The sequence below is a fragment of the Methanomassiliicoccales archaeon genome (assembly GCA_013415865.1).
Taxonomy (GTDB): domain Archaea; phylum Thermoplasmatota; class Thermoplasmata; order Methanomassiliicoccales; family UBA472; genus MVRC01.
This window is the reverse complement of record CP058896.1, coordinates 1-21,695: the sequence shown is the minus strand read 5'-3', so window position 1 is coordinate 21,695 and position 21,695 is coordinate 1. Positions and strand designations below refer to the sequence as shown.

18 protein-coding genes and 1 CRISPR repeat array are annotated in these 21,695 nt (G+C 49.8%); of the genes, 3 read left to right on the top strand and 15 right to left on the bottom strand.

Going from position 1 to position 21,695, the window contains the following annotated elements:
- Positions 1–44: 44 nt before the first annotated feature.
- The 3 genes from HPY73_00090 to HPY73_00080 form a co-directional block, all read right to left on the bottom strand.
- Positions 45–977: a 4-demethylwyosine synthase TYW1 gene (locus HPY73_00090; GenBank protein QLH74008.1), complete on the bottom strand. Its 933-nt coding sequence runs from the start codon at positions 975–977 to the stop codon at positions 45–47.
- A gap of 10 nt (positions 978–987) precedes the next feature.
- Positions 988–2,523: a replication factor C large subunit gene (locus tag HPY73_00085; protein QLH74007.1), complete on the bottom strand. Its 1,536-nt coding sequence runs from the start codon at positions 2,521–2,523 to the stop codon at positions 988–990.
- An 83-nt stretch (positions 2,524–2,606) separates the two neighbouring features.
- Positions 2,607–5,084, bottom strand: a complete 2,478-nt coding sequence (locus HPY73_00080) for a fibronectin type III domain-containing protein (protein ID QLH74006.1) — start codon at positions 5,082–5,084, stop codon at positions 2,607–2,609.
- A gap of 158 nt (positions 5,085–5,242) precedes the next feature.
- Here HPY73_00080 and HPY73_00075 point away from each other — a divergent pair, with 158 nt between their 5' ends.
- Positions 5,243–5,659 carry a universal stress protein gene (locus HPY73_00075; protein QLH74005.1) on the top strand — a complete coding sequence of 139 codons (417 nt, stop codon included), beginning with the start codon at positions 5,243–5,245 and terminating at the stop codon, positions 5,657–5,659.
- A 67-nt stretch (positions 5,660–5,726) separates the two neighbouring features.
- Positions 5,727–6,761 (top strand): hypothetical protein, encoded by a 1,035-nt coding sequence (locus HPY73_00070; protein ID QLH74004.1) that lies wholly within the window; start codon positions 5,727–5,729, stop codon positions 6,759–6,761.
- Positions 6,762–6,804: 43 nt separating this feature from the next.
- On the opposite strand, the gene HPY73_00065 is transcribed toward HPY73_00070, so the two are convergent.
- The 7 genes from HPY73_00065 to HPY73_00035 form a co-directional block, all read right to left on the bottom strand.
- Positions 6,805–7,242, bottom strand: a complete 438-nt coding sequence (locus HPY73_00065) for a tellurite resistance TerB family protein (protein QLH74003.1) — start codon at positions 7,240–7,242, stop codon at positions 6,805–6,807.
- 1,124 nt (positions 7,243–8,366) lie between these two features.
- The gene (locus HPY73_00060) at positions 8,367–8,525 is read right to left on the bottom strand and encodes a hypothetical protein (protein QLH74002.1); all 159 of its coding nucleotides are present in this window, start codon (positions 8,523–8,525) and stop codon (positions 8,367–8,369) included.
- 282 nt (positions 8,526–8,807) lie between these two features.
- On the bottom strand, positions 8,808–9,617 hold the full coding sequence (locus tag HPY73_00055; protein ID QLH74001.1) for a proline dehydrogenase family protein: 810 nt from the start codon (positions 9,615–9,617) through the stop codon (positions 8,808–8,810).
- A 95-nt stretch (positions 9,618–9,712) separates the two neighbouring features.
- Positions 9,713–10,294: a hypothetical protein gene (locus tag HPY73_00050; protein QLH74000.1), complete on the bottom strand. Its 582-nt coding sequence runs from the start codon at positions 10,292–10,294 to the stop codon at positions 9,713–9,715.
- A gap of 225 nt (positions 10,295–10,519) precedes the next feature.
- A complete protein-coding gene (locus HPY73_00045) occupies positions 10,520–11,080 on the bottom strand; it encodes a hypothetical protein (protein ID QLH73999.1) in 561 nt (186 codons plus the stop codon).
- A gap of 321 nt (positions 11,081–11,401) precedes the next feature.
- The gene (locus HPY73_00040) at positions 11,402–12,232 is read right to left on the bottom strand and encodes a recombinase family protein (GenBank protein QLH73998.1); all 831 of its coding nucleotides are present in this window, start codon (positions 12,230–12,232) and stop codon (positions 11,402–11,404) included.
- Entirely contained in the window at positions 12,225–13,055 is an 831-nt protein-coding gene (locus HPY73_00035; GenBank protein QLH73997.1) for a recombinase family protein, read from the bottom strand. Before HPY73_00035 ends, HPY73_00040 begins: the two co-directional genes overlap by 8 nt.
- A gap of 325 nt (positions 13,056–13,380) precedes the next feature.
- On the opposite strand from HPY73_00035, the gene HPY73_00030 reads away from it, so the two are divergent.
- Positions 13,381–13,734 carry a hypothetical protein gene (locus HPY73_00030; GenBank protein QLH73996.1) on the top strand — a complete coding sequence of 118 codons (354 nt, stop codon included), beginning with the start codon at positions 13,381–13,383 and terminating at the stop codon, positions 13,732–13,734.
- Between the two features lie 67 nt (positions 13,735–13,801).
- Here HPY73_00030 and HPY73_00025 read toward each other — a convergent pair whose 3' ends face one another.
- The 5 genes from HPY73_00025 to HPY73_00005 form a co-directional block, all read right to left on the bottom strand.
- On the bottom strand, positions 13,802–15,175 hold the full coding sequence (locus HPY73_00025) for an aldehyde dehydrogenase family protein (GenBank protein QLH73995.1): 1,374 nt from the start codon (positions 15,173–15,175) through the stop codon (positions 13,802–13,804).
- Positions 15,176–15,255: 80 nt separating this feature from the next.
- A complete protein-coding gene (locus tag HPY73_00020) occupies positions 15,256–16,578 on the bottom strand; it encodes a hypothetical protein (GenBank protein ID QLH73994.1) in 1,323 nt (440 codons plus the stop codon).
- Between the two features lie 114 nt (positions 16,579–16,692).
- Complete coding sequence (locus HPY73_00015) at positions 16,693–18,351, bottom strand: TCP-1/cpn60 chaperonin family protein (GenBank protein ID QLH73993.1); 1,659 nt, start codon at positions 18,349–18,351, stop codon at positions 16,693–16,695.
- Between the two features lie 185 nt (positions 18,352–18,536).
- Positions 18,537–20,075, bottom strand: a complete 1,539-nt coding sequence (locus tag HPY73_00010; protein ID QLH73992.1) for a hypothetical protein — start codon at positions 20,073–20,075, stop codon at positions 18,537–18,539.
- A gap of 10 nt (positions 20,076–20,085) precedes the next feature.
- Positions 20,086–20,880: an ABC transporter ATP-binding protein gene (locus HPY73_00005; GenBank protein QLH73991.1), complete on the bottom strand. Its 795-nt coding sequence runs from the start codon at positions 20,878–20,880 to the stop codon at positions 20,086–20,088.
- Positions 20,881–21,021: 141 nt separating this feature from the next.
- Positions 21,022–21,695: a CRISPR direct-repeat array (repeat unit 27 nt; unit sequence GCTTCAATTGGGCCAGGTCGTATTAAA).

Here is a 21,695-nt window from a genome sequence, read left to right as displayed (position 1 = left end):
AATAACTGTGATTATGGTCCAGATAGAGAACGGACCCTGAGGGCTCATTGAAGACCTGGGACCCTTGTGTCCGTCCCTGGAGGCCCAAGGACGCACACCCGGCTGTCCTTCTTATCCTTCAATACGACCATACCGATCTCTTCGCCCACCCTTCTTGCGAACTCGAGTATGTCATTATGGGAAGGCATGTTGTCCATGGACATCCTGGTCCTAGAGTCTCCGACAAAAACATATCCCTTCGGCTCAACAAAGGTCGGACCAGCGATGACATCTAGCTTTGCATATTCCTTCTCCCAGCCCATGTTGTGGTCTTTGACCAAAGTGTGCCTGATCACGGTCCTTGTGGAGAGAGATGGTAAAAGCTCAAGGGTCTGCATGAGCCTGCTCCATCCATCGGGTATCCGCGGTACACATATTCTCTTGTAGATCTCTTCGTTCGGCGCGGCCACGGTGACATAGAGCTGCGTCGGTAGCTCATCCATCTCCTCCAATACCTTCGGGAATGTTCCGTTGGTGACCAGGAACGTCGTCATCCCTCGTCTATGACATAGCCCTATGAGATCGCTGAGATGTGGGTACATGGTAGGCTCCCCTGCAAGGGAGATGGCCACCTGCTTCGGGTCGCGCGACTCCTCCCACATCTGCTTTGAACATCGGGGATCGCCTTTGAACCCGGTCACGAGCTTTCTCTGATGCTCTATGAGGGAATCCAACATGACCTCAGGTTCCAACCATTTGTTCACCGATGATTCGAAGCCCCGGACCCTCCAGCAGAACAGGCAGTTATGGGTGCAATCGTTCACCGCCGGCGTCATCTGAAGACATCTGTGCGATCTGATACCATAGAAGTCCTGCTTATAGCAGGAGCGCCCCCTCAGAAGGGATTCTTTCATCCAATGGCATAGCTTCACCGCGGCGTGGCCCCCGGTCAGCTTATACTGCTGCTTTTCAAGTATCCCTTTGAGGTCGTCCTTCATAGATATCAGCTCAGAACTGGAAGAGCGTCTTCTGTCTCCCCTTGGGCTCCTCGGTCTTAGGCTCAACGGGCGTTCGTTCTTCCTTATTCGCTTTATCCTTTAGGACCTCTTTCCTATCAACCTTTTGTTCCGTTTGGACCTCTGAGCTTTCCAGATCGTTGTCCTTGGCGCCTTTCCGGCCTTTTTTACCCTTAGGGGCATCAAGCCTTCCCCGCACGGTCTCAGACCCATCTTCCTGAGGCCCTCTTGCCAGGCTTAATTCTTGCATCACATGCTTGACGGCCGCGGAGTCGACCTTCTGTTCGAGCAGGAAGGCGACCTCCTCCTGGTCCAAGGCCAACTTCGCCGCCATATTGGACCTGAACTGCTGGTCCCGCTTGAAGATCTCCTTGAAATATGGTAGTACGTCATCAGCGGCCTGCTTGATCGAGGTGTGGGTCTCTATCCCTATCTTCAACGTCACCGAGGCCTTCGTTCCTCTTGAGTCCTTGCTTCTTGAGAGGCGCAGGAGCAGTCTGGGGAAATTGTATTGCACATATCCTCTTCGGACGCTTGATTTTGCTGAGCACACGCCATATGTCATGATCTCGCCGGCGTATGACCAGAACCCATAATATTGACGCCTGTTGACCCATGCCAGATAATTGGCGGCGCGCGAAAGGTGCAAATATGCACGGAATAGCTCCTCTGGCTCCTTGTATACGAGGGGGATGTTCTCGTCGACCCATTTCATGACATAATCTATGTCCTCATCAGCATCGTTCATAGTCTTCCTGGCCTTGGCCCCGCTCGTTCCTTGGAAGATGTCGGCCATAAGGTCGTACATCGAGCCTTTTGATAGTCTGTCGCCAAGGCCCTTGATGTCCTCCTCCCTCACGTGTTCCATTCCAGTGGCGACGGCCTGAAGGTCCCTTATGGCCGCCCTGAGGTCACCATTCGACCTTTCAGATATGGTGACCAATACCTTTTCGTCCACCTCGACCCCTTGGTCACCCGCTATCCGTTTGAGAAGGTTCCTTACTGTGGCCGGTTGGAGTTTTGAGAACCTGATCTGCTTCGTCTCGGTCTTTATGACAGAGCTCCTTCTGCCAAGCTCATAGAAGTCGTTAACGATCAGGATAACTGGCTGCCTCGTCTGTCGGATAAGGTCGGCCATGGCGGGTATTCCACCCTGGTCCTCCCTGCCGAAAATATTGTCCGCCTCATCGAGTACGATCAATTTCTTCCGACCGTCCTTCGATGAAAGAAACTCTCCTGTGTCCGAGAAGGTCTCCGACAGTGCCCCGCGGACCGCTATCTTTCTGATGGCGTCGGCGTTCCTTTGGTCCGACGCGTTCATTTCCACCACCCCCCAGTTGAACTCCCTTGCCAATGCTAGCGCGGTGGAGGTCTTACCTATGCCTGGAGGGCCCATGAGAACTACGGCCTTGTAGGTCGGACGTCCTGTCTCCCAGGAAATGGCCCACTCCCTTAGTTCTTTAACTGCTTTGGGGTTCCCAAGGACCTCCCCAAGGTCCTTCGGCCGGTAAAGCTCGGTCCAATCCACGTTAATGACCACATTCTGCTATCATAAGGTAAGATAAATAATTGACCCAGGGAAAAATGAAAAGAGGAAGATGTTTGGTCCACTTAGCGTTTCTTTCTGGTCAACACCACGTAAGCGACAAATGCGACCGCGACCGCTACCACCGCAACGATGGTCAGCACAGTATAATCGATGTTGGTGCCCTCCCCGGGTATCTCCGCCCTGATGACATCCGAAAGATCGCCTGGACCTTCAGAGTTGCAGGCCTTGATCGCATAGTAATATGTCTTCCCATCTTCAACGTCGGTATCGTTGTAGGAGTAGGTGTCCGCTGGTAGGTTCACATAGGCCTTCAGGTCGGTCAGGCTCTCGCCACGGTATATCTTGTATCCAGTGACCGGGGCGCCGCCATTCCATATCGGTCCCGTCCAGCTTAAAAAGGCTGAGCCTTTGTCCGGCCAGATCGACAATGACATCTTACTTGGCGTTGTCAGGTGCATTGCCATCTTCAACGCGTTATCATCCTCGTCATAGTACGCTATCCTTGCTGCGCCATAGGGGGCCGCTGATGAGGATATGATGCCGTCCACTCCCCCCCATGATAACGTTGAGAATTGCCAGAGGCTCCCATACCATGCTGCGAACTCCAGAGTATTTCCATATGGCCCACTGTAAGCTATCTGGGGCTGGCCATATCTGTCCAACGTCAGACTGTTCCAGTTCCCCTGGTCATAGACGGCGCTGCTCGCGACCCAATCTTTCGTCCAGGTCCCATCGAATATGGCCAGTCTCAGCCCTTTTTTGCTGCTCTCCCCGTGATAGGAGATGAATATCTTCCCCAATGGGTTGGCGACGATGTCGGTATCTCCACTGCATTCCAGGTCACCGTCGACCAGTGTGGGCACCCCCCACCATCCGGCCTGTGACCTTTGAACATGGTACAGATGCTGGGACCTTATGTAGCTGCAATGCAACACCCCATCCTTGTCATAGGACAGGCTTGGTCTGCTGTAGGTGTCCACAAGTTTCGAGCCGTCCAGGTTGAAGAGCCCCTGCCAATCGTTGTTCTTTCCAACGACATACTTGAGATTCTTCAGCTCGTCCTGAGTGTAGATGATCGTGATATTTCCAGTGGGATCTACTATTATTGCGCTGCGATAGCCGACGTTGTCGCTATTGTCTATGGTCCTTACTGTCCATTCCCCTCCTTGGTTGGATGCATACTTCAGATGTTTTCCGACCTGATCATGATAACTTATATGCACCGCCCCATCAACATCAACGGCGATGCTCGGGTTCTGACCAGCGTGGGCGTCGACAATTGTAGAGACAAAGGACCCCGTCACATCCGTGGCATAGATCAATGCATTTCCATCGAAATAGACCAGGTGCGTTTTACCATTAAGATCGACAGCGATGTCGTTCGACCTGCCAACGTTTCCGCCGGTCGTATCAACCTTGTAGACCTTCCATACAGCCATGTTGCTCGACAAGTATTTCAGAGTGGACCTGACACCGCTGCTCTCCACATATACCATTGAGATCTTTCCTATTTTATCGGCGCAGACCGCATTCACGACCCCTGCACCATCATTCGTATCGATGGGCCTTGAGTCCCAGATGCCGCTTGTGCCGTCCATATACATGAGCGCGCCATCGGTCGTCGAGTAATATGTTATGTGCACTGAACCTGAACCGTCCACAGCGATGCTCTTTGAGGCGGATGAGGCCACTGACGCTGGTAAGTTTTCAGATGTCCAATTGCCATGATCGAACGACGAGAACCTTAGCAGGCCGGTTGCTGTTGAGGTATACGTGACCATGAGCCTGTCATCTGGTCCCATGGTGGCCGCGCTGATCGACCCTGCCGGTGTCCCATCTATCGGCTCCTCCGACCATTCACCGTTTGTCTTCAAAGCATAATAGAGGTGTGTCGTCGACATGTCCCTGTAAACGACGACCGGCCTTCCATCGCTGAAGAAATTTATCCAAGTAGAACCAGCGGCCATGCTCGCCACAGCTTCCGGTTTGAACTTCGAGCCGTCGAAGAATGCGACCTTTAACATACCATCAGCGTCATAATAGGAGACGGCCGGAGAACCGGCAGGCGAAAAGGCGATGTCGCAATATTTACCAACATCGGAGGAGCTGTCCACGAGGCCTTTCGCCCAGCTTCCATCGCTCTTCATCGTGGCATACCTGAGGTCCTTGTTTATCGAGTCATAATAGATGATCCAGGGTCTGTCGTTTGCATCTATGGCGATCGAGTTAAAGGAGCCCATGTTCGATGAGCTGTCCACCCTTTGGGTCGCCCAGGTCCCATCCTTGTTGGTAGCATACATGATCGCTCTCAAGGCATCGTCCTCGGCGTAATAGCTCACATGAACAAAACCCTCAGAGTCAAGCGCGGCAGAAACCGACGACCCTGGGTTAGATGTCATATCAATGGTCGCCGAGACCCATGATATCTGCGTTTGCCCTGTGCCAGGGAGGCCAGCTACGTTTGAGGGGGCTAGCATGACCGCCAACAGAGGCAAAAGAAGCGCTCCTATTATCACCAACGACAGATTCCTCTTGTGCATCCCAAATCCCATCCTGATATCGAGAATATATTTCATACGACTTATATTTAATTTTCTTCAATATTTCGGTCTGGCCTTGTAGACCTGTTCAAATATCGTCCTATATGGTCGGCATCTTTTTGAATCCCCTGCGCGAATTGTATAATAGAGGTGTTGTCATGAAAAAGATCGCGAAGATGTTGGTAGGGGTGGACGGCTCTGAGAACTCATTGAGAGCGACCGAGTTCGCAAGTGAGCTGGCCAAGTGCCTTGGTGCAGAGGTAACGCTGCTGTTCGTCGTTGGACCGGCCGACTATCCGATGTTGGGGGCAAAGGAAGTATGGGCTGACACCGGCGCCAAGATAGGTGCTGCCGAACTGAAGAAGGCTTCTGAACATCTTAGTTCAAAGGGGGTCCCGTTCAGGACAGATATCGACTTTGGCCATCCAGCGGTCAAGATCCTTGAACATTCGGAGCGCGCAGACCTCGTTGTTCTGGGCAGCAGGGGCAAAGGTGCTGTCAAAGGAATGTTCACAGGAAGCGTGTCGCTAAGGGTGTCTCAGCAGTCAAAGGTCCCCGTGGTGATAGTCCCATAGACCTTATGCGAACAAAGGTCCGATACCTTTTTCAGGTGGCTGTCCAGTGAACAATATTGGTGGTCCGATGAGCTTCTCAGAGCGTGTCAGGGAGCGGTGTGAGAGCCTAGGTCCGGAAGAGGGGGCATGCGGTCTCTGCCACGGCGTACTTGAGGGTATCGTCGAGGAGGGCGGGGGGGTTAGCGCATATGAAGAGCCAAATGGTATCAGAGCGGTCGTCCGTGATGACCGGGGAAAGGTCATTGGAGAAGGGTTTGATATCGTTTGGTCCCCTGCCATATTGTCTGCCGAGATCGAGGCCGGAACTATGCCGTTCAAGTTTGTTGAGCAGCTCCGACGAGAAGGTGTCAGCTCGATCGAGGAGATCGCAAAGATGGCCGCGCTTTATGGCTATGGTAGGGTTCTGACGCCTGGGGTAATTGCACTGGAGTACGTTCAGCTCAATGGAGGGAGAACGACCATCAGAAGAGAGGGGCTCGGTGTCAGGGCCATCATGTTCGATAGCGAGGGCAACGAGCTGAGCCATTCCTCGATCTCCTATTGTCCTACCTGCGCCATAGCAAAAGCGATACTTGGCAACGAGGACATCCATCAATATGTACGACAGAGACTGAGAGGAGCAAGGAACACTGGCAAATTGAAGTATGAGAGAAGGCTCGAGAACGTGTATCGGGTCAGTAAAGGCGGCATCAAGGTCAGCATATTGGAGGGGGATCATGTCCTGGCCAAGGATGTGGCAGCTTGTTGCATTGCATATGGAACAACGAAAGCAGAGATAGCGGCGGGGTTGATCATAGGGGAATCGGCAAAGAGGTTCAAGGCCTATTGCAACCTCTGCCCGATGAAACATTGTTGGATGGAGAAGTCGATGGGGGCAATGGGCAATATCGTGCTAAAAAGATTGACGGAACTCGGCACTGAGATCGAGATAAGGGCCGATGGCCTCATCATAGCAAAGGTCGCTGGAACGGACGAGGTGATCGAGGGGAGAGGTACTTTGTGTTCGCTCAGTGCCCTGACCAACATGCTCATGCGGGCGGACGGGGTGAAACTGTTGAAGCCATCCAAGGCTGTAAGGTTTCCAGATATCAAAGAACAATAAGAAATGCATGCCGGCCATCTGGCCGGACTTTTATAAAAAAAGATCAGCCTTTGTTCTTTATCAACATGACCTCGATGATGTTGACGGCCTTTTCCTCAGGGATCTCCATGGCTTTGGCGATCTTCTCGAGGATCTCCTTCTCTTGATTGGCTATCTTACCATCGGCGAGTGCTAGGTCAGTAGCGACGGCAAAAGCCGTTTCTCGGAGGTCTGACGGAAGAGCTTCCTTTGCTTTCGCCAGCAAGGCATCGAGTCCTTCCTTCTTCAGCACATTAACGTCGTTAGTGAGGATCTCGTTGAACTTCCTGTCGTTCATGCCTTCGTAAAGCTTCATTCTGAACATCGAGACGATCATCTGGTTCGCCTCTTCCTGGGTGATTACCCCGTCTGCCGCGATGGCCGCCAGGGCAACGCCCGCGAATGCCTCCTCTTTTGTCATCTTCGCCTCAGGTGCTCCTTTGATCTTATCAAACAGACCCATATGTTCACTCCCTTTTTATTTATCCTTGTTTATTTATGTCATTTTAGTGTGACATAGGACACAGAGTCCCAAATTCGGCCAGAGATTTTCTAACTTAGAATAAGTCTTTCTGATTTACTCTGATCGTAATATGATTCTTGGCCTATCGTTTGTTATGTATAAGTGTACCCTGTTCATTATAAATATTTTTATGAATAAATAATTATTTAGAAAAATTATTTTAAATTTTTTATCATGTAAACGAGCAAAATAATTTTATTAATATGTTTATTATATTTATAAAATAAATTATTCGTTGATCGTAATTATATAATAATTTTTAATTTGATACCTAAATCAACTATAATTGTATATGTGGAATTTTAAAATCATTATTTTTGATTTATTTTCAATTTTATAGATAAATTGGGTAATGGGAATATTAAATGTAAATCTATATTTTATCAATTTACTATCTAAATAACATAATATTTTTTAGCTTTGAACTAAACATATATGATTTTAGAACATAATGCCCCCATTCCAATTCCAAATTAGAATAAAGTCGGCATCAACTGCCAAATCTCAATATATACTACACCTCTCGATTAAATTAAAAATGAGAAAATGCTCACCTATTCTCTCTTTGTAGATAAAGCTAAATTCAATTTTAAATTAAATATTAAAAAATATAGTTGATATCGTTAACGCATATTATTTATTAGATTAAAAATTAAATACAAATAAATTGGTAGGATTTACCCCCACTTAAGGATTTTCCAAAGGAATATTTATCGCGACCCATCAACTTAGTCTTGGTCTATAGGAGGCCTAAACTCAGAAATAATAATTGAAGGATGGATTTGGAACCCGGCCAGTTCTTCAAATAAATTAATACCAATTCAATATGTCCAAATATCTGTAGAAATTTATTATCATTTTTTTAAAATTCTATATTTAGATAGAATGGAATGATCTAAACTATCTGATGAGTAAGATTTGGGGGACAATGCCATATAGATTATTGGTCCTTAAAAAATAATCACTATCGCTGTCCATATTTGGAATTTCTACAAAAGGACGGGCATCATAAGATTGAGTAGTATATGGTATATCCTTCATCTATTCTTTTCACCATTTCGAACTCATTTTAATTGGTCCTGTGGTTTTGTAGCTTCCTTTTCTTCGTATAGGTCGCAGAGCTCCCTTAAAAACTGTTCATAAGTTTTACGAAATTTAAGACGGTATAATCTGTCCCTTAATTCAGTTGAGACTTGAATGCTAGTCTTATTTTCATCGCTCAAGACATTACCACCCCATAGTATTTAGTATATTATATATTATGTAGTATTTATAGTTATTATAATTATAATATATAGAAATAATTACTATAATTTTAATGTTATAACAAATAGTTATAAATTTAATTGTTTTATTAATAATTATAGTATAATGTTCAAAAATATTCATTTTAGTAAAAGACGGTCTCCCGAATATCAAATAAATTAGGGTGAATTAACGGTCATAGAGGGTATGTAAGACGTTGAAAAAGGACGTTTTTAGGAAATTAAGATAATTCTCTATCGTTAAGGTGCCGGATATCTTCCAATTTCACCCAATTTTTTCAGGTAGGCCTCTCGCCTACCCACGTAAGCCTTGATGTCCCGGCCTATCGGTATATACTCTGCCACCTTCCAACCGTTCGAAGAAAATTGATACTTTGTCGCGTCGGATAATCCTCGAAGGAATCCTAGCTCGATTTGGTCCTTTGAACCGATCATCATCTCACCGACCCATTTCATAATGTCAGGATCATGGGTCCCTATTGCAAATGGTTTCTTCGAGTCGGCGAGCTGAGAGAGCAGTCCGACGAATCTTTTCTGTATTTCATTGAAATCTGAGACCTCTCCACGATACGCCCCTTTGACCAGCCTTACCCTGATATTGCGCTTCTGGAGATACCCGATATCATCGGAAGACCTATTGAGATACGCTTGAATCGCCAGGGTCACTGGGTGCCCGGCCTTGCTGCACATCTCAGCGACCTCGATCGTATGGTCGACCATCGGTGTCCATTCCATATCCAGCTCGAATCCCACACTCTTCGATCTGGCCCTATCTGAGATTCTATACAATCTGTTGAATGCGCCATCTACATCGGCCATATAGCCAAGAGCGCTTAACTTTACGCTGATAGAGCTGCCCAGTCCTTCCATCGATATCCTGTCGATGAGCTCCATATAGCCTCGCACGACCTCATCTGCCCCCGTCGGGGACCTTATGTTCTCTCCCAAAAGGTCTAGGACCGTCCTGATGCCCTTAGACCTTCTTTTCATCGAAAGCGAGATGGCGTCATCGATGTCCACTACGGTCCACCTCTCTGGGTCTTCAGGCATATTGTTTTCTCCAGAGGTCGAATGGCCATAAGATGAATATGAACTTCACGAAAAATATGGGCGATAAAGGGTTTTGTTATCTGTTGGGTCCAACCTTACTTTATCAGAAGCGGAAGGATAGCCTTGCCCCGGATGGTCATCATCAAGATGGCTGCTCCCATATACGTGGCGACCATGAATACCAGGGTCATTCCCATCCCCATGAGTCCTCTGAAGTTGTTATCGAATCCTTCGGAGCTGTCCATTTCATTCCACCAGAGCGCCATCAGGAGGAAGGATATCGCCGCAATGAAGAGCAGTATCGGTAGCAGCTTGACCGGTTGGTACAGAGAGACCACCCCCGCAATGAAGAGGGCAAGCGCTATGAAACCTACTGCAGAGGCTCCGGCCTCGTACGGCATCCCAGTCGAGGAGATCATTGGGAATGCAAGGAAAAAGAAGCCCAGAACACCGAAGATCACCGTTGCTAAGAGATTCTCATTCAGGTATGCCACAATTGTGACGATGATAAGGCCCAACCCTACAACGCCGCTCACAGCCGTGATCGCATCTAGACCGCCAGCGTCGAACTGGTCCAGTCCGAACATGCCGACCATAAAGGCTATCCATCCTATTAATAACAGGCCAAGTGCATCTGCCATTGCCAATTTTACATGTATATTTCTATCTTCAGCCATAATAGCACCACCTCAACAAGGTACCCGATGTTCTTATCCATTGGTTCATTTTTATTATTAGGATAAGATGCATTGAACACCTAGCTGACCAATTGAGATATTACGAGATTGAAATAAAAAAATTTTCATGTAATATTATTAATAAAATATAAATCTAGAATATTTTAGAACATTAATAAATAATAAGAAATTAATAATAAAAGGTTTGAGTCCGTTATGCCCCGCTTATGCCTTTATTAGAAGGGGCAGGACCGGTTTCCCTTTTACAACGAGCAGGGATATCGCCGCGGCCATGTAGACAGCGATCACCGCCACCAGGGTCCAGAAGACGCCAGTGATCATCCTGTAATCGTTGTTCAACAGATCGCCCTCTGCCCACCACAGGGCCAAAAGGATGAATGCGATGCCCGCTACAATCAGCAGGATTGGCAACATCTTGACCGGCTGTGCGAACGAGACCAGAGCCATCACTAGCAATATGACCCCTACGAATGCTATAGCTGTCGCGCCAGCTGCGTCATGCTGTATTATGCCCTCGAACGCCATCAGGAAAAGGGCCAACACACCGAATATCCCAGTGAGCAGGATATTCTCGTTCAGGTATGCGACAATGGTCGCGACGAGCAACAAAAGACCGACCGTCGGTGCCACCCCGATGATGACGTTAAGGTCGTCATACTGTTCCAATCCAAACATTCCTACCAAGGTGGCGATGAAACCGATCAGCACAAGGCCAAACACCTCGGCCATCGCTACCTTCACATGCATGTTTTTTTCCTCAGCCATATATATCTCTCCTCTTTATGGACAAAGGGAAAAGATCGAGGCTTCAGATATCGAGCTTGACAGATAAAATTGTCAAAACTCGACCTCATACACCCCATCTCCCATGTCCCCCCTAGTTTTGTCACCAGGACCGTTATCACAGTCCTTGTATCCCATATGCTCAATGGAAGAATATATAAACCTAGCTCTTTAAGTTCGTTAAAACAGAATAGAATGAAACATTTTTTCATTTATTTTTTATTTTTGAATATAAATCGATAATTTGAAAAAAGATTAAATAATAAACGATTGTTCTTGGATTCTCCAGATATTGATTCTTGTTCATACTGGCGCTTTTCTTGGAAGTTCAAAGACGTGCCTTGTCCCATTCTTTCCAGATCTTGCAATGGCCATCGCTTGCACCTTACCATATTCTTCTACAGTGATGATCGGCGAATGATCGGACAGCGATACTATCCCATCCCATCTGATAAATCCAGCATAAATGGGGTTATTGAGCAGACGTTTAACAGACCAGATCGTCCATTCTTTTCCCCTCTTTGTCCGTATCCCACCAGAGTTCAGTTCCCTGACAATATCTACGAGCCTTTTTCCAGATAGGTACATATCAAAGATCGCCCGGACATTCCTACATTCCTCTTCATCTAAGATCAGTTTTTTTCCCTCCATCCGATAACCATATGGTGCATTGAAACCGAGCAGACCATTGCTGGTCTCGGCTTTTTGTCTCATGCCCATATATGTCCTTTCCCCGATCTGTTCGCTCTCCAGCTGGGCAATGCGCTGGATTATATCCACAACAAATCTACCTACGGCATTCGATGTATCGAGCGATTCGTTCATGCTCGTGAACTTTTTGCCCCATTTCTCCAGATTCTCCATCATTATCATGAAGTTCTTACTGTTACGGTGGATACGGTCCATCTTCATGACCAGAATAATGTCCCAAGAGTCTTTTTCCTCCATCATCCTTTGATAGGCAGGCCTTTTTGTGTTCCTTCCTGAATGGCCATCGTCGACGTATATGCCTGAAATATCCCACCCCTGGGCCTCACAATAGGCTTTTAACCGCTCTTGCTGAGCATCAAGGCTATATCCTTCCTTGGCCTGGTCATCGGTCGAGACCCTTGCGTAAATGGCGACCCTAGGCATTTATCTCCACTCCCCTCTCCGCTTTGTTTTTTAAAACGTGATGTTTCCTCCTCCTATGAGCGAGAAGTGCCTGGACCTCCCAAAATCTATCATTGTCCACGATGGCGATCTCAGGCATCCTTTGCGCTATCCCGTCCCACTCCAACATCCCAATGTAGAGCTTGTTGGTCAATACGTTCCTGACCGTGGCCTTCTCCCATTTGGAAGATTGTTTTGTAGGTATTCCCTTGGCATTCAGGGACGATGCGATATCGTTCAGAGAAAGACAATCGAGATACATGGAAAAAATGTCCTTGACGACCTGTTCCTCTTCTTGGACCTTCTCGAGATGATGGTTATGAAAGCGATATCCATAGGGCACCCCAGAACCAAGGACGCCCTTCCCTTTTTTTGCTTTCTGGACCATCCCGACCTTTACCCTTTCTCCTATCTGCTCGCTCTCAAGCTGAGCGATCCTCTGGATTATATCCATGACAAAACGACCGATGGCCGTAGTGGTATCGAACGATTCCTGCATGGAGTTGAACTCTTTTCCCCAATGTCGGAGGTCGTCCATCATCAACGCGAAGTTAGTGCTATTGCGGTGGATACGGTCCATCTTGAGGACCACCAAAACGTCCCAAAGATCTTTTTCGGACATCATCCTTTGATATGATGGCCTGTTCGTGCTCCTGCCACTATAACCTTCATCTATGTATTCACCAGCGACCTGCCACCCTCTCGCCTTGCAATAAGCGATCAGTTTCTTTTGTTGGGCGGCGATGCTGAATCCCTCCTTCGCCTGGTCTTCGGTCGAGACCCTTGCGTAGATGGCAGCACGCATCAGATGTCATCCCACCCTTATGTCAGCTTAATGACAGACGAATGATATTTATTTGTCAGACATAAAGGTTTTTGTGATGGATTGTTTGGTCAGTGTTGTAAAATATCATATTGATATATTTTAGTTGATTTAGATAGATGCTAATTTTAATTAGAATAACTTAAAACAATCCGAAATTTAATTTAAGCGACATCGGGCTGAAGCTGATAAAAATGTAAAATATAATAAATTTAATGTTGTATAGTTACCAAGTATATTATTTTACGTCAATATTGATTACTTGAATTTATATTCCTGATGATAATTGGCCATCTAACATGGGCATTTGAATTTCACGATAAAAGAGGCCCCTGGGATCGGTGTTGAGATGGCCAATGTGAAAAAGATCGTAGATCTGAAGGATAGAGAAGAGGTCACCATGGAGGTCGAGGTGGTGAAGATCTTCGCACCCAGAGAATTTATAAGAAAAGATGGGAGACCTGGAAAGGTAAGAAACATCATGGTCAAGGATGATACTGGTGACTGTAGGTTGGCCCTATGGGATGATGATACAGATCTGATAGAGCGTCTAGGGATCACGGTCGGTTCGCGATTGAGATGTCAGGACTGCTATGTTAAACAGACAGACTATGGGACCGATGTTGGAAAGGGGAAAAAAGGAAGTATTGCTCTTATTTAATTATTATATTAGATTTCGATAATTGTTAAACTAATTTAGCATAATTTGTTTTATATAAAAAATTAATTTATTTCATCCAGTGCCCTCTGGGCTCGCAGGAGGTATTATGGATGATCGTCCTCTTTTTCATGAACATCGATAGTCTGTCCTGAGAGGTGGCGATCCCACTGCACTTCCAACCTTGGAAATATTCTCCTCCCGTCAACGTCCTTCCGCATTCATTTATCCACACCGTCCCCGCCTCGAGCTTCGATGCCATGGCCCTTGCCTTCGTTCTGTCAGAAGACCACACAGTTGCCCCAAGGCCATATCTTGACCTGTTCGCAAGCTCTATCGCTTCTTCTTCATTATCCACAATGATGATGGGGCAGACCGGACCGAAGATCTCTTTGTCGATATCGATGGACCTGTCCACGAGCAGCACGGTCGGTTCATAATAATATCCCTCGCCCTCGATGTACCTTCCCCCCCTCAAGAGCTTCGCTCCCTTTTCGATGAGCGAAATTACCGATGCGTGCACCGAGGTCCTTGCCTCCTCGCGTATCAATGGTCCCACACGTTCCTTCACATCTATCCTATCGACGACCTTGAGGAACTCCTCAAGGAACTCATCGGCAACGGTTCTGGTCACATAGACGCGCTTTATCCTGATGCAGACCTGGCCTCCGTGGCTGAATGTGCCATTGGCTATCCCTCTTGCCGCTTGCACGATATCAGCGTCATCGCACACTATGCCAGGATCGTTGCCTGACAGTTCGAGGATCAACGGTTTGATCCCTGCATTGCGGATGATGGACAGACCTGTCTCGATCCCTCCGGTGAAGACGATCGCATCAAAATCGGACCTCACCATCTCCTCGCCGATTTCTTTGCCTCCGACCACGACGTTGAACACATTGTCAGGGATGCCTGCCTCCTTCAGAGCCTTCTCGATCCTGAGCCCGGTCAATGTGGTATGCTCAGATGGCTTGAAGACTATCGCGTTGCCTACCATGAGGGCAGGAATGGCGGTGATCATCGTTTGCCAGAAAGGATAGTTCCAGATCCCGATGTGCCCTATCACGCCGTGCGGGACGAACTCCACCTCGGCCTCGGTGGAAGGCAATGAATTCTGATCCAGTTCTAACTTTCTAACCCCTCTTTTCGAATATTGCTCAGCGTAGTACTCGACGCCCCTTAGGGCACCCGCATACGCTCCGGCGATGTCCCTGCGAGGGAATCCCCCCTCTCTCTGTATCAGGTCGATGATCTCCTCCTTGTCCCTTTGGAAGATCTCCTCGGCCCTCCTCAGGACCTCTATCCTATGAGACCGTTCCATCGAGGCCCAGGCCTTTTGGGCCTTTTTCGCCTTCGCCAACACCGTCTGAACATCCTCAGGTCTAGTGCAAGGGGTCTCGGCCACGAGCTTTCCATTCCTCGGATCTATGGAACGAACGAACATGACCTCTGAAGTGCTCAGCAAGGATAAAAAATCAAGTCCGCCCCGGAGGGTCCCGAGGCATATATTCCTAAATAGGTTCTTTACTTCTTCCTCTTGACGATGACAAAGGCCAGTATGACAACGACCAAGGCCGCGATAGAACCGATCATGATGATGCCAAGACCTAGGCCATTATCATCTCCGTCGCTGGTATCGACCCCTTCGGCGACAACGATGCCACTGACATCATAGATGCCCTGGGCCGCCTTTTTTGGTTCCATCGGACCTATGACCAGGTCCTCCTCTGGAGCTATACCGAACGGGATTTCTTCGAAGATGTCGTCGGGGACGGTTTCGCCGGATAATCTCATTGAGGAGAACATACAGAGCTCAGGGGAGTAATAGAAGGTCGATGTCGAACCGTCCTCTGCCATCACCTTTATCTCATACACGGTGAGCTCTCCATGGACCTCATCCTCTATTTCGAGCTTTGAAGTGCATCTCAGATCTGCCGATATCGTCTCTGAGGCGCCATCCAATTGCCCGTTCTCGACGTGCAGGTCCCCGATCTGTCCGGTGAACGTGGAGAAGTCCAACGGGAACGTCAGCTCGCCGACCGTCGGTTGGACCAGGTCTTCAAGCGCTCCCTCTGGAAGACCGTGGGCATCGAGGCTCCCGCTGACATTGCCGGTCGCGGTCATCACAGAGTACACCGTCCATTCCTCACCGACCGCGATCGGGAAGTCCAATATGTCGAGGTATGGGTCGAACTCGAACATCGTGTTGATGTCAAGGTCCATCTCAAGGTCAAGGTCGATGTCCTCTGCCCTTGTGATTATCTTCTCATCGCCCTCGAATCTTATCTTCTCACCAAGGTTCTTTGCCTCCAGTGAGACGTCGGCCTTGAAAGATGTCAATGAGGTGATCGACTTCAGGGCCATCGAGCTCTTTTCGAAGGTGATCGTCGCCTTCTCGAAGGCCATCAGGTCAGCGTTACCCTGCACGGTGACAGCGACCTGTTCCTTAGGTATGTTCGACTCCCAGATCCAATATGTCCCAGGTACGGACATCATCATGTTCGCCCTGATGTCGACGACCGCGTCGAGGCCGACCGCTATGTAGACCTCCATGACGCATTCGTTCGTTGTCACTGATGTAACCTTGCAATAGGTGTAAGCCTCCACGGAGCCGTTGATATATGCCTTTTCAAGAGAGCCGGTACCGGACTGCTCCAGCAATTCCTCCACAGACCCTATCAGCTCGCTCATCGCTGGTTCCAGATATACTTTCTTACCATAGGCCCAGACCTCGCCCTCCTGCCAAGCAGGGGCCTCGGCATCCACTGCGGCCACGGGGGGTATGACCAAGGTTGCTATCAGGACCGTCACTATCATGCAGATCATGACCTTGATAAAGGATGACATTTTCTCTCCTCTGGTCGTGGAGATAGGTCAAGAAGATTATAATATTTTGCATCGGTTATAATAAAATTAGATGGAAGGAAGTGGTTTAGGGTCCTGTAAGCGCCTGCGCTCTTCTTACATCATGCCAGGCATACCGCCCGGCATTCCGCCCTGTCCGCCCTGGCCACCGGGTGGTGCCGGCGGGGCCTTCTTTGCCGCGATGACATCATCGATCCTGAGGATCATGTTCGCGACCTCGGCCGCGGACTTGACCGCCTGGGTCTTGACGCGGAGCGGCTCGATGACGTTCAGCTTCAACATGTCGGCCGGCTTTCCGGAGTCAAGGTCGATGCCCATGTTCTTGCCGCCCTTCTTCTCATGGGCGCTCTTGAGCTGGATGACGACATCGATCGCGTCGAGGCCAGCGTTCTCGGCCAGCGTCCATGGGATCACGTCCATCGCGTTGGCGAACGCCTCTATCGCGAGCTGCTCGCGTCCTCCGATGGTGGATGCATAGGCGGCGAGCCTCAATGAGAGCTCGATCTCAGGGGCACCGGCGCCTGGGACGACCTTTCCGTCCTCGATCGCGACGCCGACGACGCGCAATGCATCGTGCAGGGCGCGCTCGACCTCGTCGATGACGTGCTCAGTGCCTCCGCGTATGATTATGCTGACCGCCTTCGGGTTCTTGCAGCCGGTGATGAAGACCATGTCGGACTCGCCGATCTTCTTCTCCTCGACCATCTCGGCCTTGCCCAGGTCCTTCTCGGTGAGCTCGTCGAGCTTACCGACGATGTTGGCCCCGGTCGCACGGGAGATCTTCTCCATGTCGGACTCCTTTAGGCGGCGGCAGGCAAAGATGTCGGCCTTGGCCATGTAGTGCTGCACGAGGTCGTCGATGCCCTTCTGGCAGAACACGACGTTCGCGCCCGAGGCCTTGATCTTCTCCACATATCCTTTTAGGGTGTTCTCCTCCTCCTCAAGGAAGCGCTGCATCGAGGCGGGGTCGCGGATCTGGATCTTTGCCTCGACCTCCGTCTTCTTGATCTCGAGCGGGGCCGAGATGAGCGCTATCTTGGCGTTCTTCACCTGCTTTGCCATGCGCGGGTGGACCCTCTCCTTGTCGATGACGATGCCCTCGATGATCTCGGTGTCGGCGATGGAGCCTCCGGTCTTCTTCTCCACCTTGATGTTGTCCACGTCGACGTTGTACTTGCCATCGACCTTCTCTGCGACGGCCTGGACGGCCTTAACCGCAAGCTTTGCGAGGAAGTCCCTCTGACCGCCGACGGACTTGCCGGTCATGGCCGTCTGCGCGACCTTCTGGAGCATGTCCGAGTCGTTCGGTGTCACCGTGATGGCGATGTTGTCCAAGATGTTGATGGCCTCGTTGGCCGCCATCTTGTACCCGTTCGCTATGATCGTGGGGTGGATGTTGTTCTCTATGAGGCCCTCGGCCTTCTTCAGGAGCTCGCCCGCGATGATCACGGACGAGGTCGTGCCGTCACCGCACTCGTTGTCCTGGGTCTTGGCGACCTCCACGACCATCTTGGCCGCTGGGTGCTGTACATCGATCTCCTTCAATATCGTGACGCCGTCGTTGGTGATGACGACATCCCCCAGCGAGTCGACCAGCATCTTGTCCATTCCCTTCGGGCCGAGAGTGGAGCGCACTGCATCGGCGACCGCGCGGGCGGCAGCGATGTTGTTGAACTGCGCGTCCTTGTTCTTCGATCTCTCGGTTCCTTCTTTGAGGATAATGATCGGCTGATTACTGCCCATACCATATGCCATAACTAGATCCTCCTTGAGCCCCGGTATTTTAGTGCTTCTATATAAATGCTACGGACTGGATGAATACATCAGGTACACTCGCCACATCGATTGGTTGGTGAGGAAGCTCAGGGAGCGTGAGGTATGAGCAGCTTCCGGGCCGACTGTTGCGATCATTGCGCGAGGTCGGATGCCAGGTACGATCATCATTCGACAGCTCTTATCTTTTTATTGCCAAGGAACAGCATCACCGACCCGATGGCCGTGCTCATCAGGGCCAATGCCCATATGCCATAGGTCTGGCCATACAGGACCACGCATAGCACATAAAGGAAAAAAGATATGGCAAGGATGGAGACCGCATTCCCTATCATCTCAGAAGGTCTTTCCGAGAAAGCTGGAGAGAGAAGGAAAAGTCCGATGGACATCATCACATAGGCCGTGGAGACCCATATGAGCGCGAAGGTGAGCGATGCGCCCTGCCAGAAGGACACTCCGGACGGCAATAGCACTATCACCGCCGACATGGCCGATATAGGCTGGACGACAAGGCACCCTTGGACCACCCTCGCCAGGACCAACCGCGTCTCACCACCAGGGGCCTTCCGGTAGACGAAAAGGTTCTCCTTTCCCCTCGCCGTGACCTCCCCGACCACGAACACGCAAAGGAAGGCCATCATCCAGGAGACCGTCAGGAGGGCGATGCTCACGTAATTACCTCGGGGGAGGGAGCTTAGGATGAATAGCTCCATCAATACCACCAGACCAAGTATGTATATCACCCTGGAAACGTTCTCCAGTCTTCTTCCATAATCCTTGAGCACGGTAACCTCCACGGTGGAGAAGGGTCCGTCCCCCGTCAACCATCTTATCACTCTAAGCGCATTTCCTTCCCTTGGCGCCCTGGATGTGCTGAAAGAGACAGGCTCGAGGTCATAGAACCTCCCCGACAGCTTGGACCCGGCATATATGGATGCTAACAAGAAAAACAAGAGGCCCAGTATCTCTGCGGCCATTTTAATAGGTTCCGGACCCAGACCTCCAGGGGCCCTCAGGAAGGAGAGGACGACGTCCGCCCCCCAGGAGCTTGGGACCGCCCAAAGCGCACTGGCCAATGAGGTCTCATCACCCTGCATCGCGCTCAACAATCCCCCGTTCATCACCGCATATATGACGCCCACGAGGGGCAGGGCGATGAGGAGGGCCAGGGCCTGACCTGCATCCCTCCCCCGAGGGCTCCTTGCCAACCTTGCTTTTATGACTGCAGCCAGGACGATCCCTGCCCATAGCGCTATGAGGACGATCAGGACGAAGACAATGACCAATATCACCACCTGTGCGACCGAAAGACCGAAGGGGATGAACAGTCCAAGGAAGGTCCCTGCCATCAGAGATATGACGATGGCATATGTAGGCAATGAGCCAAGATATTTTCCTATCAGGACGTCCTTTGCCTCTATCGGTGTCGAGAGCAGCGTCTCCAAGGGGGTGACGTTCGTGTCCTGTAGCGTCTGCATGACCGGGATCGTGAGGACAGAGATGAATATCACAAAAAGTATGACCTGCATGAAGGACAGCGCCTGCTCTGATAGGATGAACTCTTTGGTCAGTTCAGACGTCGCCGAGAACATCGCGGGGGACAGAAAAAGGATGTAGATGGCCAAGGACAGGAAGGCGACATAAGGAAATAGCTTCCTGTACCTCCTGAACCCGCTCGTCCTGAGGTAGTATTCGTTCCTCGCCATGATGAGCCACTTAGGCGTCCGCAGGGTCCCCCCTCCAGGATAACAGCTCGGACCTGTCCTCGCCGCCGGTGAGGGATATGAAGGCCGCCTCCAAGGTCTCTTTTCCTGTCATCTCGGCGATCTCGTCGACGCTGCCGATGGCGACCAACCTTCCCTTGTCGATGATGGCCACCCGGTCGCACACCTCCTCGATCAGCGATAAGATGTGGCTGGAGATGAATATGGTCTTGTTCGCTTTTGAGGAGAGGTCCTTGATGAGGTCCTTGACCATCAGGGCGGCCCTTGGGTCCAGTGCGGAGGTGGGCTCGTCTAGGAAGACGATGGGCGGGTCGTGCACCAAGGCCGCACCTATCAATACCTTTTGCCTCATGCCCTTGCTGAACCCTTCCATGAGGTCGTCCTTTCGATCTTGGAGATGAAATAATGTTAGTAGCTTCTCCACCCTGTCCTCCAGGGCCCTCTTCGGGACGTCATAAAGCGAGCCTACGAATTGAAGATACTCTTTGGGGCTCAGCTTCTCATAGAGGCCCGGCGACTCGGCGAGGAGGCCAGTGGACCTTTTCACATCCTCCGCCTGATCAATTATATTGAAGCCGTTCACCGTCGCCGTGCCTTTCGTCGGGCGGATGATACCGTTGAGCATCCTGATGGTCGTGGTCTTCCCGGACCCATTGGGGCCTAAAAGCCCAAAGGTCTCTCCTTGGAAGACGTCGAAGGTCAGATCCTGTACGGCCTTCACCTCGTTCCTTTTGCCATAATATTTCGTCAGGCCATTCGTCGATATGATCGGTGGAGATCCTAGCATTCTTCCCTCTTACGGTCCACCTTCTCGGATCAACTAGTATATGAACTCTGCACGTTTGATAATTGTTCAAACCTTCAAACGTGGCTATAAATCAACGTTGAACTGAGGTTATTCAGTTTAGGTCCAGCTAAAATTTATTGATTTTCAATTGGGCCAGGTCGTATTAAACCTGGTTACTTGTATCCATTTCCATTTCTCCCCTTTTCATTTCGGCTTCAATTGGGCCAGGTCGTATTAAACCTGGTTACCCGGTGCCAACTGGTGGGTTCCCCTCGTCAACGCGTCGCTTCAATTGGGCCAGGTCGTATTAAACCTGGTTACCGGATATGGAACCATCCTTGTCAGTGTCGAGCTTGTGCTTCAATTGGGCCAGGTCGTATTAAACCTGGTTACATTGACAGAATCGCATACATTGTGTTTGGAGAATCGCTTCAATTGGGCCAGGTCGTATTAAACCTGGTTACATCAATGCGCTGCGCCAATGAGAGAGCGACCGGCTAGCTTCAATTGGGCCAGGTCGTATTAAACCTGGTTACTACGTACTGTACCACGGAGATGGTCAGAAGAAAGAGCTTCAATTGGGCCAGGTCGTATTAAACCTGGTTACGACGAGCACAACGCGAAGGTGATCGGGCAGCGGCAGCTTCAATTGGGCCAGGTCGTATTAAACCTGGTTACATCGTCGCCTCATGGATATGCTGCAGCTTCTCGAAGGCGCTTCAACTGGGCCAGGTCGTATTAAACCTGGTTACACGGATGAGTCTGTTGCATCGGTCGGCATTGACATAGCTTCAATTGGGCCAGGTCGTATTAAA